Below are 15,732 nucleotides of genomic sequence, written 5' to 3'. Positions count from 1 at the left end.
CTATTCAATCTTACGCCAAGGTTGCCAATTGGCTTTGTGCGTCTGAGATGCCTTTCGCTGCTGCGTCTTCGCCCATGTTTAGCGCTTCTGCGTAAACAAATTCCACATCTGTGATGCCAACGAAACCTAATACTGTGCGTAGGTATGGTGTCATGCTGTCGGTTGGTGAATCTTTATGAAGACCGCCACGTGTGGTGACTACGATGGCTTTCTTACCTTCAATCAGACCTTGAACGCCGTTTTCTGTGTATTTGAATGTCACGCCTGCACGAGCAATCAAGTCAATCCAGTTTTTAAGCTGAGTTGGAATTGTGAAGTTGTACATTGGTGCTGCAATTACCAAAGTATCTGCTGCTTTAATTTCTTCAATCAAGGTATCAGATAGGTTAACCACCGCTTGTTGCTCTTGTGAAAGATCTTCTGTTGCACGAAGTGCTGTCGCAACGGAAAAGTCTAAAACTGGCAGTGGATTTGCAGCTAGGTCACGAACAGTTAGCTTATCTTGGTCTACATTTTTGATGAAGTCTTCAACCAGTTTGTTTGATTGAGAGTAATCGCCCAGGATGCTTGATTTAAGAGCTAGTACACGAGACATATGGATTTCCTTTAATAAGTGCTTTCGGCTATGTGATGCATTATAAGCAATGCTCGTTGACTCAAAACCCGATGGATTTGCTTAAGTTGTTCGAAAAAGTTGAATGACTGTTGGATACTGCTTTCCGTTATCTTGTTATAGCCCATATGTGCTACAATCCGCGCAGTTTTATGTAATGAAAAGAATAGGAAACGCTTTGACTTCGTCACAGCCCCCAAAAAAGAATCCCGCTGAAGAGCAAGCGACACCGTCAAATGGTGCGCAAAACGCCAAAGCGAAGCAGGCTAATGCACCTAAAGCACAAGCTTCTAAGAATGCTGCGCCTCAGGCTCAAGTGAATAACGCCGCGTCACTACGCAAGGCACTTAACCAGTGCATGATGCGTGACCGCTTCCGTTTGAGTAAACGAATCTCTGGTGCGAGCAAAATCAAAAAAGACGCGGCACGTAACGCTGTGTTTGATGAAATCGCATTAGACATCGCCAAATCCATGATGGTTGTGGAGCAACGTGGTAGCTACAAGCCAACGATTGAATACCCAGAAATCCTGCCTGTTAGCCAAAAACGCGACGACATTGCGAAAGCAATCGAAGAAAACCAAGTGGTTATCGTTGCGGGTGAAACCGGTTCAGGTAAAACCACTCAGCTACCAAAAATTTGTGCTGAGCTTGGTCGCGGTAAGTTTGGTCTGATCGGTCACACTCAGCCTCGTCGTCTTGCGGCGCGTTCGGTTGCGAACCGTATTGCCGAAGAGATGGAAACCAAGCTTGGTGAGTTTGTTGGTTACAAGGTTCGATTCAACGATCAGATCTCTGAAAACACCCAAATCAAATTGATGACAGACGGTATCTTGCTGGCTGAAATTCAGCATGACCGTTTCTTGAATCAATACGACACCATCATTATCGATGAAGCACACGAGCGCAGCCTTAACATCGATTTCATCTTGGGCTATTTGAAAGAGTTGCTACCACGTCGTCCTGATTTGAAAGTGATCATTACGTCGGCAACCATCGACCCTGAGCGTTTTTCAAAACACTTCAACAACGCTCCAATCATTGAGGTGTCAGGTCGTACTTACCCAGTAGAGACGCGTTACCGCCCACTAAGTGGTGATGATGACAACGATCGTGACCAACTTGAGGGCATTTTCGAAGCGGTAGATGAACTGTGCGATGAAGGCTTAGGTGACATCCTGATCTTCATGAACGGTGAGCGTGAAATCCGTGATACCGCTGATGCACTGTCTAAACGTAACCTGAAGAGCACGGAGATTGTGCCGCTTTACGCACGTTTGTCCGCGGGTGAACAGAACAAGATCTTCCAACCTCATGCAGGTCGTCGCATTGTACTGGCAACCAACGTAGCAGAAACCTCGTTGACGGTTCCGGGCATCAAGTACGTTATCGATCCGGGTACGGCTCGTATCAGCCGATACAGTTACCGTACTAAGGTTCAGCGTCTTCCAATCGAGCCTGTTTCTCAGGCGAGTGCGAACCAGCGTAAAGGTCGTTGTGGTCGTGTGGAAGAGGGTATCTGTATCCGTCTGTACTCAGAGGAAGATTTTGAGTCACGTCCGGAATTTACTGATCCTGAGATCCTGCGTACCAACCTAGCATCGGTTATCTTGCAGATGACGGCACTTGGTTTGGGTGACATTCAAGCCTTCCCATTTGTAGAAGCGCCTGACAAACGTAACATCCAAGACGGTGTTCGCTTGTTGGAAGAGCTTGGTGCGATTAACGCCGAAGCGAAGGACGCGAAAAAACGCCTAACCAGCATTGGTCGTCAACTTGCACGCCTTCCAATCGACCCACGTCTAGCACGTATGGTATTGGAATCACCAAAGCAAGGCGCACTGAAAGAAGTGATGATCATCGCGGCGGCATTGTCGATTCAAGACCCGCGTGAGCGTCCAAGTGACAAGCAGCAATCTTCCGATGACAAGCACAAACGTTTCTTCCATGAAGACTCAGATTTTCTGACGTTTGTGAACCTGTGGGATTACATCCAGAAGCAGCAAAAAGCGCTGACGGGTAACCAGTTCCGCAAGCAATGTAAACAAGATTACTTGAACTACTTACGTGTACGTGAGTGGCAAGATGTGTACTTCCAAATTCACCAGTCGATGCGTGAAATGGAATTCAAACTTAACGATGAGCCTGCGTCTTACCATGGCGTACACAGCTCAATCCTCGTTGGTTTGCTGTCGCACATCGGTATGAAAGACCAAGAGAAGAATGAATACCAAGGCGCGCGTAACGCTCGTTTCCATATCTTCCCTGCATCGGGTCTATTCAAGAAACAACCTAAGTGGATCATGTCTGCTGAATTGGTGGAAACCTCAAAACTTTGGGGTCGTATCATCGCCAAGATTCAACCAGAGTGGATTGAACCGTTAGCGAAGCACCTAATTAAGCGCAGCTACAGCGAGCCGCATTGGTCGAAGAAACGTGCAGCAGTCTTGGCGCACGAGAAAGTGATGCTTTACGGTGTGCCAATTGTACCGAAGCGTTTGGTGAACTACGGCAGTATTGATCCAACCGTCAGTCGTGAGCTATTCATTCGTAGCGCGCTGGTGGAAGGCGAGTGGGAAACCAAACACGCGTTCTTCAAGCAAAATCGTAAGCTTCTTCAAGAAGTGGAAGAGCTTGAACACAAATCTCGTCGCCGTGACATCTTGGTGGATGACGATGAGTTGTTCGATTTCTACGACCAACGTGTTGGTACTGAAGTCGTTTCTGGCAAACACTTCGATACGTGGTGGAAGAAAGCATCGAAAGACAACAAAGAACTGCTGAACTTCGAGAAAGAGATGTTGTTCAAGGGCGATGCTAGCCATGTTACCGATTTGGATTATCCGAATTTCTGGTATCAAAATAACTTGAAACTAAAGCTGAGCTATCAGTTTGAGCCGGGCGATGACAGTGACGGTGTCACGGTTCATTTGCCGTTGCCGATTTTAAACCAAGTGGAAACAGCTGGTTTTGATTGGCAGATCCCTGGGTTGCGTCATGAACTTATTGTGAGTTTGATTAAATCGCTACCGAAGACAATTCGTAAGAACTTTGTTCCTGCGCCAAACTACGCTGATGCATTTTTAGCACGTTCTACACCAATGGAAGCGCCATTACTTGACTCGTTAGAGAAAGAGTTACGACGCATGACCGGTGTGGAAGTTCTGCGCGAAGATTGGAATATGGATCAAATTCCGGAACACTTAAAGGTGACTTTCCGCGCGGTTGACCATAGAAATCGCAAGTTGAAGGAAAATAAAGACCTTCATGAATTGAAAGAGAGCTTGAAAGATAAAGTTCAAGAAACGCTTTCAAAAGTAGCGGATGACGACATCGAGCAACAAGGTTTGCACACGTGGAGCTTTGGTGAGCTGCCGAAGGTGTACCAACAAAAACGTGGCGGTTACGACGTTAAAGCGTACCCGGCGATTGTGGATTCCAAAGACAGTGTTGAAATCAAGCTGTACGAAACTGAGTATGAACAGGTTACAGCCATGCAAGCAGGTCAGCGTCGTTTGATCTTGTTGAATGTGCCGTCACCAATCAAATACCTGCACTCCAACTTACCAAACAAGTCGAAGTTGGGTCTGTACTTTAACCCTTACGGCAAGGTGCTGGATCTGATTGATGACTGTATCGCGTGTGGTGTCGATAAGCTTATCGAAGAGCAGGGTGGTTTGGTTTGGGAGCCTGAGAAATTTGATGCCTTGAAAGAACACGTTCGTGCTGAGCTTGGTGATACGGTGGTGGAAATTGCGCAGCAAGTAGAAACCATTCTAACGACCGCCTTCAACATCAATAAGAAGTTGAAAGGTAAGATCGACTTCACCATGGCGTTTGCTCTATCGGACATCAAAGCCCAAGTTGAAGGGTTGATCTTCAAAGGCTTCGCGACAGAGTGTGGCTGGAAACGTCTACCAGACATTCTGCGTTACATGCGCGCAATTGAGCGTCGTATGGAGAAGCTGCCGATCGATCCAAACAAAGACCGTTTACATATGCTGAAAGTTGAGTCTGTTACTAGCGACTACAAAGAGTTGCTTAACAAGATCCCGAAAGGCATGGTGATTCCGGAGAACGTAAAAGAGATCCGTTGGATGCTCGAAGAGCTTCGAGTGAGCTTCTTTGCTCAACAATTAGGCACTCCGTATCCGGTTTCTGATAAACGTGTCAAAAATGCGATTGATGCTTGCTAATCGTTCAGTAAAATAGTGGCAGTTTTTTCTTGTGGGGATTGCTGAGTAATCAATGGTTTGTCCAGTGACAGGCCCTATTGGTACAGTAATTGCAGATTTTTACCCACAAGTGATTTTTAGTAATAAAAGAGGCAAAGCTTCGCCTCTTTTATGTTTGCAGTACCAACCTCTGCCCAAAGCAGAAGTGGGTAATAATAAAGAGTAAAGGTTGATGATGAAGAAAACTCTATTGGCAGTAGCACTTCTTGGTGCTTCTTCTGCAGCAATGGCAGACTCGTGGATTTACGGCGGAGCGTCTGTAGGCCAGTCTGATTTTAAAGGCGAAAGTGACACTTCTTACTCAGTACACGTTGGTACAGGTATTCTACCTATCATCGGTATCGAAGCAGGTGTAACTCAGCACGGCGAATTCAAAGTAGATGGCAAAGATACTAAGCTGACTTCTTACTACGCAGCACTTAAGCCAAGTATCGATTTTGGTCCGCTACACGTGTACGCGAAAGGTGGTATTCACCAGTGGGATAAGAAAGTTTCTGGCGGCACAAACGACGATGATTTCGATCTAATGTACGGTGTGGGTGCGGAATACTTCATTTTCGGTCCTATGTCTGTTGGTGCTAGCTACATGAACTACACAGCGGGTAAAGACGACATCGGTACTTTCTCTCTAAACGCGACACTGCACTTCCTATAATCTTCGAGCTTTCGACGATTAATTTGATAAACACCGGTAATTTGCCGGTGTTTTTTTGTTTGTAAATCACACAAATAAATATTGCTTATAGATTATCCGCCCACTTTCCGAAAAACGAGCTAGCTTTCTCATATAGTCTGGCCAGAAAAGCATAGTAGACGCGAAAATACTCGTCTTATAGGCCAGTCTGGAATCCAATCAGGAAAGGTATCACTATGAAAACAAAACTCTCGTTATTGGCTTTGGTGCTTTGTTCAAGTTCAGCGTTTGCTGACTCTTGGATCTACGCTGGTGGTCAAATTGGTCAGTCTGATATCGACAGCGAAAATGACACCACTTACGGTATTCATGTAGGCACAGGGATCTTGCCATTGATTGGTATTGAAGTTGGCTACTTTAACCATGGACAAGTTGACCTATCTTTAGGTGGAAACTCCGGCAGTGTGGATTTTTCTTCGTTCTACTTAGCAGCAAAACCTAGCATTGATTTTGGCCCTATCCACGTATATGGAAAAGCGGGGATTAACGCATTTAACGTTGAATACAACGGATCATTAAGTTCTTTGGACAAGGATGATGGTGTGTCATATATGGTTGGATTCGGAGCCGAATATTTCGTTCTGGACAACATTTCAATTGGGGCAAGTTATCAAGCCTTTGGCGTCGATATTGATGGAGATAGCGATAGCTTAAGTAGTATCACCGGCAATGTAACATTCCACTTCTTATAATACTGATTTCGCATCATACCCAAAGCACCTTTCAAAGGTGCTTTTTTGCTTTTTCCGCCTTTCTTTCGTTCTGAGACCTTGTACTTTTAAACCGGACTTTTGTCCTGAAACTTTATCACGTTTCCTCATTATGATTGCGCCATCAGAACGAACGAGGAAAACATTATGACTGCTCATATCGCAGGTTCTGCAGAAGATTTTGCTTCAACCGTAATCATGCCGGGCGATCCGCTACGCGCAAAATACATTGCTGAAACTTACCTAGATGATGCCAAGCTGGTTACCGATATCCGTAACATGCTGGGTTACACCGGTTACTACAAAGGTCAGCGCATTTCAGTGATGGGACATGGCATGGGCATTCCATCAATGGTGCTTTACGGTCATGAGCTGATTAATGACTTTGGTGTTAAGCGCATCATCCGAATCGGTAGTATTGGTGCGACGCAAAAAGACGTCCACATGCGTGATGTGATCTTAGCACAAGCGGCAGGTACGGATTCTCCGACTAATGTTAAGCGCAGCAGCGGCTACCACATGGCAACGTCTGCGACATTTGAACTGCTGCACAATGCCTATATGTCTGCGAAAGAGAAAGGTATTGATGTCAAAGTGGGTAACATCTTCACAGGCGATCTTTACTACGATCCTGATGAAGATATGATCCCTGCACTTGAGCGTTTTGGCGTACTAGGTGTGGATATGGAAGTGGCGGGTTTGTACGGCTTGGCGCACCAATTTGGCATTGAATCGCTGGCGATTTTGACAGTGTCTGATCACTGTATTACTGGCGAAGAAACCACAGCAGAAGAGCGTCAGCTTTCTTTCAACAACATGATTGAAATTGCGCTAGAAACTGCCTTTAAAGCTTAACCCTACGATTAAGTTTGTTTTGAGAGCTGGCTCGCTGGCTCTCAATCATGATAAGAACATCTATCCAATGAGCCCTTGGAGTGAACTATGAAAAATAAAATAACACTCACCGCAATTAGCTTTCTCGCCAACTTCATCATGGCGGGTTTTGCGACCCAATTTGGTATGTTGGTCGAACCGCTTGCCAACACCTTTGATGCGAACGTTAACGAAGTCGCGTCGATTTTCTCGCTATTAAACGGCGGCGCACTTGCCGGCACTATCGCCGCTTTCTTTTTGATTGAGAAAGTCGGCATCAAACGCATAACCGTGGTGTGTTACGGCGCTATTGCTGCTTCTGCATTGAGCCTATACGTTGCGCCATCTCTGTTTATCGTGATGCTTGGCATGACAGTCATCGGTTTTTGTGGCGGTGTCGGTCTTTGTATTGCGGGAACTATCGTGGTATCTGTGTGGAAAGACAAAATTCAAAGTACCATGCTGGTAGTGCAAGATGCGACCTTTAATGTTGCGGGCGTTGTTTTTCCTTTGATTACTACTTATGCACTAACGAATGCAATGAACTGGAGTATCAGTTATCTGAGTGTGGGCGTGGTAGCGTTGGCAACCATGTTTGTTGCAATACTAACTAACTTTAACCAGTGTGATGGCGAAAGTGGCTCTGAGCAAGAAGCAAAATCAGAGTGGAACTTCGGTATCATCAGTGGCGGTGTGGGTTTGTTCCTAGGCATGCTTGCGCTATACACTTTCCTAACTTGGGCACCAATGTTTGTGAAAGAGAAGTTTGATATCCCATTTGAGCAAGCGGGTAACATCATCACACAATACTGGTCAGCGGCTTTGGTTGGTGCGTTGGTTTCTACCGTGATTGTGTCACGTATGAAAATCCAGACTTTCTTGTTTACTATCATCACTGTTGCGATGGTGATCACCAGCGTTATCGTTACGACAGATAAACTAGAATGGTTGTCATACCTGACTTACGGTTACGGTTTTGCATGTGCTGCGCTTTACAATGCCTTTATTGCTTACGGTGTATCGTTCGTGCGCAATGCAACCAGTAAGAACGTGTCATACATTTTGATCAGCGGCAGCGCGGGTGCGATGTTCAGCCCTGCAATCAGCTCGGTACTGGAGAGCGTGGTTGGTCTGCAAACCGTGATGTACGCAATCCCAGTTATCTACGCTGTGGTTGTCGCAATGCTAGTGGTTTCAATGAAGTTTAAAACGGTAGAGCAAACGCAAACCGCTTAAGTGAAATTAGGTAAGAGAACAAAAAGGTCTGCACTGTGCAGACCTTTTCTTATTTAGGAGGGGGAAGAGCTCAGCTACTCTTCAACAAAATTACGCAGCCCTTCTAAGTCGAGAATACGTAATCCTTTCTTTTCTTTGGCAATGAAGCCTTTGTTTTCAAGCTCTTTCACTGCGCGGCGATAAACACGATCGGAGGTGGCAAATCGCTCCGCTTCCAGATAGTTCTTTTGGAAACCATCAACCGGCAGATCATTTAAATACTGATGGTAAATATCGTACGCCACGTTATAGGTGATCGGGTAGAGTAATCGGCGCGAGAGAATTTCAACCGTATCTTGGTAGTCAATTGCGATGGCACTGGCAAAGTAAAGCGATAGGCGAGGCTGTTCTAACAAGCATCGTTGCAGTTTCTGCGCATCAATAATGGCAACTTCAACTGGTTCAACTGGGATAATGTCCATCTGGCAGCGATAGCCGGTGAAGAATTCCATTTCACCAAAGACTTGCTGCTCACATTCAAGCGTGCCAAGCAGAAAGGTCTTGCCGTTTCTTGCGGTCACACCCATGGAGATGCGACCGGAATCGACCAGATACAAGTTCTCGACATGCTCACCTTGGGTGAGGAGCTTTTCGTTTTCATCAAAAATTCGGCGCGTACAGATGCAATCTCGGATCGTCTGTTCGATGAGATGTTTATCTTCACTCCATTGCGCCTCAAAGCGTCCTTTACCTAGGGTCTGTAATTGCATCGACGTACCTTAAATGACAATACCTACGAGCTCAAAACGTGCCATTAATGGCTTGCTCTCTTGCTGATACCAGCTTGCTGGCATGTTGGGTTTAAGCTGCGCTTTTTCTTGTTTGCTGATCACAACATAGCGCAAAAACGTGTTGAGTGTACTCGTCATCATTTCAAAGCTCATATCGCCATCTTTACTGATGGTTTTTAATAGTCCAACGACCGTCTCTTCTGGTACCAATGGTTCAATAACGGCGTGTTTACGATCGCCAATAGACGTCGAGCACGGCAGTGAAGAGCGGGCGGTTTCCCAGCACACTTTATTAGTCTTGGTCACAAAGTTGTGCTTGTAGCAGTAATAGCTAAACAGAAAGCGTGACAGGTTTTGCCAGCGTTCGGCTTGGACTTCTAACCAAAGGTGTTGCAGCTCGATATCAGCGTCGGTCATAGGTGTGATGTAGAAAAGAAAAAGAGGGGGTAGTGTAACTCGGTTTTAGGTTAACACCAAAAAGAGCGAATGATAAAAAAACGCCCCATACACGTTTTAAATGGAATAGGGCGTTGTTGTTTAATTATGACCTTATTTGTGTTCTAGATGCTTAGAACTGACCTAGATAGTGCCAATCTGCGTTATTTGGATTTTCCTCAGTTGGCCAAGGGAAGTACCAGTATTTACCGTCAATTAGGCGATAGTAATGGTAGCCACCACGGAAGTGATAAACGTATATGTCGTTAATCGTTCCCGTTTTGTTGTTTTCACCCCAAATACCCATACGCTCTTGCTTATGCCAAGTCAGGATCTCCGCTTCAAACTTGGCTAGGTCACTGTTAAGTTCCGTAACGTATTGCTCAATATCAGTATCGCTACCAATAAAGCGCCAATCAGCGTCAGAGATGTTTTGGGCCGGCAGAGCACTGTTTACGCCTGGGCGTTTTTGCATAAAGTAGCGGCGTTCACCGTCTGCATCGGTATCGATGAAAATGGCGTTTTCCGATGCACCCCATGCCGTTGTGCCTGCTTGTTCCCATGTCAGTAACTTAGACAGATTAAAGTAGTTCGCTACTCGCTGTGCATTGTCGATGCTGCTACGATCAATCATCAGTGGGTTAAAACCAAACTGAACATGGTTTTCCGCTGAGCCTAAATACTTCCAGCCTTCATTGTCTGCTTGATTGTTTGGGAAGTCCGCGGCAAAAATGTCACGCATTAGGAAGTAATCGCGAGTGCCAGTGACTGGGTTAGGGTACACGTAAAGTGCACCAGCGCGGCGTTCTGCGCTTGTCTCACCATTGTTCAGCACACCCGCGCCGTAGTTGTCTGCTACGAACTTGTCGAAGTCAGCCACAAAGCCAAAGTCGATGCGGTTTAACGCTGCGTTGTCGGCAAACATGACTTGTTCATCAACGTATTGTTTGTAACCGTGCTCCTGACCAACAAAGATAGGACCAACAAGTTTATCGAGCGCTGGATTTTGATCAGGGATCAAGCTATCTAGTACTTGTTCACCATTCACGTCAGTACAACTTAAGGTGACGCGAGTCGGCAGTGGCAACTGCTCTAGGTTAAAGTGGAACTTATTGCTTTGTGAGTCGTTTAATCGGCTACTTGCAACCGCAATGTTTTGTACTGAGCCATCCTGGCGCTCCACCGTAACTGCGCAGCTACGTTGAGAGATCATACTTGGCTGATACATTCCACCTTGATGTCGCGCGTAACGCCAATCTGCACCGTTGTTGTGTTTTACGCCACTAAACTGCTGGCAGTGGGAAGAGGTAAAGTAGCCCGCACCATCATGGCTCGTGCCAGATTTATCAAGCACACAAAGTGGCACTTCGCCAATTTCGGCGTTCGGCATGTAAGTCACTGCACCTTCACCGTATTTAGACAGCAACGAGTAGTCATGATCTTGAGATATCATGCGTTCACGCTGACCATTGATGTTCCAGTACATGTCTTCGCTGCTTTCACAACGAGCCATATCCACACTGACTGTTCCGACGAAGTTTGCACTCTCGCCGTTGCTTGCCGTGTAGCTGAACTGACAAATGCGAGCCTGCTGATTGTTGACCTTCATCGTCTGCCACAAATCTTGCTGAATTTGCTCGTCAGATAAAGAAGACACCGCTTGCCAACCTTCCAGATGATAAGTTACGTCTTGTGCAGAAGGCAGATCAAACACGTTGCCGTAGTTGGAGTAGATCAGCGGGTAAACTTGGCTTGCAAGTTCTTTACGCGGATCGTAGATACCCAATATGGTGACAACAGGCACACCTGCAGCAGTAGGTACTGGCGTGTCGGTTTGTGCCTCTTCATAACTTTGGCTTTCTTGATTCCAACGAACATAGCCAGTCGAGCTGTTTAAATCGACGTTAAAGCCGTTATTGAGCCACGTTTGCACACGGCGAGACTGAGAAGGGTGCTCCAGCGTGTAGTGGCTAATGGTGCCCAGCAGTGCTGCTTCACCACCAGCTTGCGCATCACGCATAAAGCGGAATTCGTCCGCGAATGGCGGGATAACTTCACCACCAACATCATTGGTCGTTGCTTTTCCTGTCCAGTGTAAGTTACCGATAAAGCGGCGATGCAGAGCATCCCAACCCCAGCCAGATTCCAAATCGTGAGTTGATGCATGCCAAGGGTAGTGACCCAAACCAAAGTTATGACCAAGCTCGTGCGACCACTCGTTACCGGTTGTCGCTGTTAATGTCACGATGCCACCACCGCCACTGCCGCCGTGATCAATGATGCCATTGGTATACACGCCGCGGTTGGTGTGTGCTGTGATGTGGTTGAAGCGTTTATTGTAAGCTTGCGAATAACCCGCGCTATCGGTGATGCCGACGTTTGCGTTATTCACACCAGTAGAGACCAGTGCTTTACCTATCGCTTCACGCATGTCACCGCCGTGCCAGCCACCTTCACCGTCGGAGCTTGTCGTATAAACCTTGCCATTTGGTAATGTAACTTTCGGGAAGTAAGCGGCAGTGTAATCCGCCATCACCAGTTTAGATGCTGGGATTTTCTGGAAGTAATCGGCGCTGAGTTTTGCCATGTTTTTGATCATGGTGTTGCCATCACGTGGCGCCGTGAGCATACCCATGTCGATGTTTTGAATGATAAGCTCCGGTGCGCCGCCAAACACAAGTTCATTGGCAGTTAAGTCTCCTTGGCGATCGGTGTTATCGGTTAAGCGCAGCGATAAGCCTGGCTTCATCCAATCCCATTGCAGCGGCAGCGACCAAGCGTGATGGGAGAACACCACTTTAGAACGTCCATTATCTGGCTGATCAGAAGCCGCAAGCGCGCTTGGTGGCAGCATTGGGAGGCGAGTGATTACAGTGCCTTCAAAGCTCACTTCAACCCAAACTTGCTGAACGGTCTTGTCTTCTGGCGTGAATAAGAGCAGAGCTTCACGGTCGATCACCAAGTCAGGGAACAGGTTCACATCGTTTTGATTCGGAGCGGTGGTAGTATGGGTTTGAGCAAAATGGATAGAACCAGTCAAATCGCCATTCAAGTGATTTACTAGTGGCAATTCGTCTGCGTAACCAAGGCGTGCGGCACTTGTCGTAAACTCAACCTTCTGTGGCTCGATACAATCAATCGTATTGCATGAAGAAAGCTCTGCGGTGTAGCGAGTATCTGGTTTTAGGTTGCCAATGAATAAACCAGATTGAACGTTGTCATAACGAACGGGCTCTGCACCTGATTCAGTCAATGTCAGAACCACATTGTCATTCACGTTTTGCGCAGCCCATTTTAGCTGAACACCTTGATCTGAAATGCTGGCGGCGGTCAGTGTATTGATGCTTGGCGCAGATAGATCACCACAATCGGAAGTCTCGATATTTTGAATCATATCTGACTGCCAAACGTATTCGCCATTTGGCCCTTTAGAGCCACGAGCTGCAGGGATATATTCGACGTAGCAACCCGTGTCATCTGGGTTCATCACGCCAAACTCTTTATGGAGCAGGTAGAAGCCACCGTCATACCAAATAAACTCCCATTCAGGGCCAACAAAGTCGATTACGCTTCGGTAGGCTTCGTCTTGATCTCCGAATAAGAAAGGAAACTTCGGATATCCATCGAAGTTGACCCAGTATTCATGCCCTTGGAAACTAAGGTAAGTTTTGCCATCACGCTGGAAAGTATTTTCATCTTTCTCTGCTAGCCGCTTGAGCATTTCAATGCGTTCGAAGGTTTGGTTTCCGACTTCGACTAGCGTCAGGTCGTGGTTCGCATACGCGAATGTAGTTGTGCTTCCAAGCAAGGAGGAAACCAACCAAGCGAGCGTATTTTTCTTCATATTAGACTCTACTCTTGACAATTTAATGGACATCAATGAGCCACAATAAACTTGGACTCTTGGGGGGATTTACATAACTCGCTTCAATGTGAATGAGTTATGAATGGGATTATCTGATGGGAATTTAGTTTGAAATAGGTGGGTTGGGCTCGGCTTGTGAACTTGCTTCCAGCCCCAGCTTGATGGTGGAATCAGATTGGAACCTTATGTCCAAATTTGTCGTTATCTATCTATTCAAGGTGTTGATTTTTATGTAGTTGGCATCTTAATTGAGCGAAATCTATAAGTGTTTAGGCTTTTTATTAAAATGTGTTGGTAGAAGGAGAGTAAATAGCCAATGTTCAGGGCAAAAACTGATATTGTGGCTATCTATTTTGGGGCTTTTAGTGACGGTGTCACAAAGTTATGGGTGGATTTATGGCACTAGATTATTATTTACAGTGGGCACAATCTAGTAAGTGAAGTAAGCAAAAGTCTCTAATAAAAAATCCCCTTCAAGCATAGGGCCGGAAGGGGAGCAAAGTGATTATCTGAATTTAGGTTTGCAGTGAGCTTATTTTACTAGGAAGTGTTTTACGAACTCTGTGATTTTCACCATGTCGTCCACTGCAATGAATTCTTCAGTGGTATGTACTTTTGCCATACCTGTAGAAAGGTTTACGGTTGTTAGCCCTTTCTTATTGAAGTTGTTCGCGTCGCTACCGCCACCTGTGCCTTTTGTGAACGCATCGATGCCCATGTCAGCGAATGCCGCTTTGATTGCTGATACGTGTGCGTTGTCTTCTTCGATAACAAACGCGTCGTATGCGCGGCTTGATTCGATTTCAACTTCTGCACCATGTTTTTCGCACACAGACTCAAATGTAGAGATCATGTGGTTTACTTGCGCTTCTAGCTTTTCGCCATTTAGAGAGCGAGCTTCGGCAACGATTTTTAGCTCTGGCATTACGATGTTAGTCGCTTGACCACCATTTACCATACCGATGTTTGCTGTTGTTTCTTCGTCGATGCGAAGCAGGTTCATCTGGTTAATGGCATCTGCCGCTACCATGATTGCACTGATGCCTTCTTCAGGTGCTAGCCCCGCATGTGCTGGACGGCCTTTGATTGTCGCAACGATTTTTTGCTGACCAGGTGCTGCTGTCACGATAGTGCCGATAGGACCGCCTGTGTCTAGTACGATCGCTTCTTTAGACGTTACGTGCGTCATGTCGAAGTACTCAGAGCCGAACAGACCGCCTTCTTCATGCACAGTGAATGCAAGTTCTAGTGTTTTGTGCTCAAGGTTTTCTGCTTGGATGGAGCGAACCGCTTCCATGATTGCCGCAATACCAGACTTGTCATCACCGCCAAGAATTGTATTGCCTTTAGAGCGAATGATGCCGTCTTCGATGACAGGCTCGATGCCAATGCCAGGTGTTACGGTATCCATGTGGCAGCTCATTAGGATAGAGCCTTCTTTCTTACCTTCTAGACGCGCGTATACGTTAAAACCGTTAGAAATATGTTCTGGTACAGCTAGTTTTTGAACGGTAAAGCCTAACTCGCCCAGTTGCTCAGCTAGAGTTTCTGCGATTTGTTTTTCATTCATTGATTCGCTATCGATGCGAACCAGTTGGCAGAAGTGTTCAACTAGACGTTCTTGATTGATTTGTGTCATTTGGGTGTCTCTTTCTTTCTGGGTCGAGACCGCATCCGTATCGTGCGGGCCCGAAAGGGAACAGAACACTTCTTATTACACACCTTAAACCCTTTAAAACTGTCTTGAATCAAAAAACACAGCTGCCTGACATTGTTCTGACCTTTGAAATACCGGATCTGATGCGGTGGTCACGAAATCCGTTATTTCAACCGTTGTGAGATGATTCGCTCTAGTTCGTGAAATAAAAAATAAAAATGACAATAGATAAGAAATTGTTTTAAAGACTAGGTTGTCAATAAATGAGGAAAAAATAAGCACTATAAATAGACCACTACGGCTAATAAATAAGGTGTGCAGTGATGAGTTTTTACTTTCGACTATTCGTTCTAATTATTATAAGTGTCCTAATTAGCTTTTTTCTTTTCCTAGAGTTGTCGTCAGCTTCTTTTGACAGTGAACACGGTACTGAGTATCCAGTTGGTAGCTTTGAAGTCCATATGTTCTTTGAACGACATCAGAATCACTTGTGATAATAAATATCCTTTAAAATCAGAGTCTTTAGTTTTTTTTATGTCTGGATTTTATTTCATCATTTTATTTCATTTTTAAATTCTCGAAACAACACTCTGGTTAAGGCAAGTTGAAGAGGAACAAAAATACCCAAGTAGCTTTGTATCCTGC

At 45.8% G+C, this 15,732-nt stretch carries 10 protein-coding genes; 5 read left to right on the top strand and 5 right to left on the bottom strand.

Going from position 1 to position 15,732, the window contains the following annotated elements:
• Positions 1-10 precede the first annotated feature (10 nt).
• Positions 11-595: an FMN-dependent NADH-azoreductase gene (locus tag ACTS60_RS11915; RefSeq protein ID WP_038885454.1), complete on the bottom strand. Its 585-nt coding sequence runs from the start codon at positions 593-595 to the stop codon at positions 11-13.
• Positions 596-770: 175 nt separating this feature from the next.
• On the opposite strand from ACTS60_RS11915, the gene hrpA reads away from it, so the two are divergent.
• From hrpA to tsgA, 5 genes are all read left to right on the top strand, one after another.
• Positions 771-4,808, top strand: a complete 4,038-nt coding sequence (hrpA, locus tag ACTS60_RS11910) for an ATP-dependent RNA helicase HrpA (protein ID WP_440888409.1) — start codon at positions 771-773, stop codon at positions 4,806-4,808.
• A gap of 214 nt (positions 4,809-5,022) precedes the next feature.
• The gene (locus tag ACTS60_RS11905) at positions 5,023-5,502 is read left to right on the top strand and encodes a porin family protein (protein WP_010447800.1); all 480 of its coding nucleotides are present in this window, start codon (positions 5,023-5,025) and stop codon (positions 5,500-5,502) included.
• 215 nt (positions 5,503-5,717) lie between these two features.
• The gene (locus tag ACTS60_RS11900) at positions 5,718-6,233 is read left to right on the top strand and encodes a porin family protein (protein WP_440888408.1); all 516 of its coding nucleotides are present in this window, start codon (positions 5,718-5,720) and stop codon (positions 6,231-6,233) included.
• 162 nt (positions 6,234-6,395) lie between these two features.
• Positions 6,396-7,106 carry a purine-nucleoside phosphorylase gene (gene deoD, locus ACTS60_RS11895; RefSeq protein WP_440888515.1) on the top strand — a complete coding sequence of 237 codons (711 nt, stop codon included), beginning with the start codon at positions 6,396-6,398 and terminating at the stop codon, positions 7,104-7,106.
• Positions 7,107-7,193: 87 nt separating this feature from the next.
• Complete coding sequence (gene tsgA / locus ACTS60_RS11890) at positions 7,194-8,360, top strand: MFS transporter TsgA (protein WP_071235470.1); 1,167 nt, start codon at positions 7,194-7,196, stop codon at positions 8,358-8,360.
• Positions 8,361-8,434: 74 nt separating this feature from the next.
• Here tsgA and ACTS60_RS11885 read toward each other — a convergent pair whose 3' ends face one another.
• From ACTS60_RS11885 to ACTS60_RS11870, 4 genes are all read right to left on the bottom strand, one after another.
• Positions 8,435-9,109 (bottom strand): Crp/Fnr family transcriptional regulator, encoded by a 675-nt coding sequence (locus ACTS60_RS11885; RefSeq protein ID WP_440888407.1) that lies wholly within the window; start codon positions 9,107-9,109, stop codon positions 8,435-8,437.
• Positions 9,110-9,118: 9 nt separating this feature from the next.
• Positions 9,119-9,547 carry a hypothetical protein gene (locus ACTS60_RS11880; protein ID WP_440888406.1) on the bottom strand — a complete coding sequence of 143 codons (429 nt, stop codon included), beginning with the start codon at positions 9,545-9,547 and terminating at the stop codon, positions 9,119-9,121.
• 151 nt (positions 9,548-9,698) lie between these two features.
• Complete coding sequence (locus ACTS60_RS11875; protein WP_440888405.1) at positions 9,699-13,409, bottom strand: M66 family metalloprotease; 3,711 nt, start codon at positions 13,407-13,409, stop codon at positions 9,699-9,701.
• Between the two features lie 553 nt (positions 13,410-13,962).
• A complete protein-coding gene (locus tag ACTS60_RS11870; RefSeq protein WP_440888404.1) occupies positions 13,963-15,069 on the bottom strand; it encodes a M20/M25/M40 family metallo-hydrolase in 1,107 nt (368 codons plus the stop codon).
• Positions 15,070-15,732 lie beyond the last annotated feature (663 nt).

It is taken from the genome of Vibrio sp. WZ-1 (assembly GCF_052037695.1).
GTDB lineage: Bacteria > Pseudomonadota > Gammaproteobacteria > Enterobacterales > Vibrionaceae > Vibrio.
This window is presented reverse-complemented; position numbering and strand designations above follow the sequence as displayed.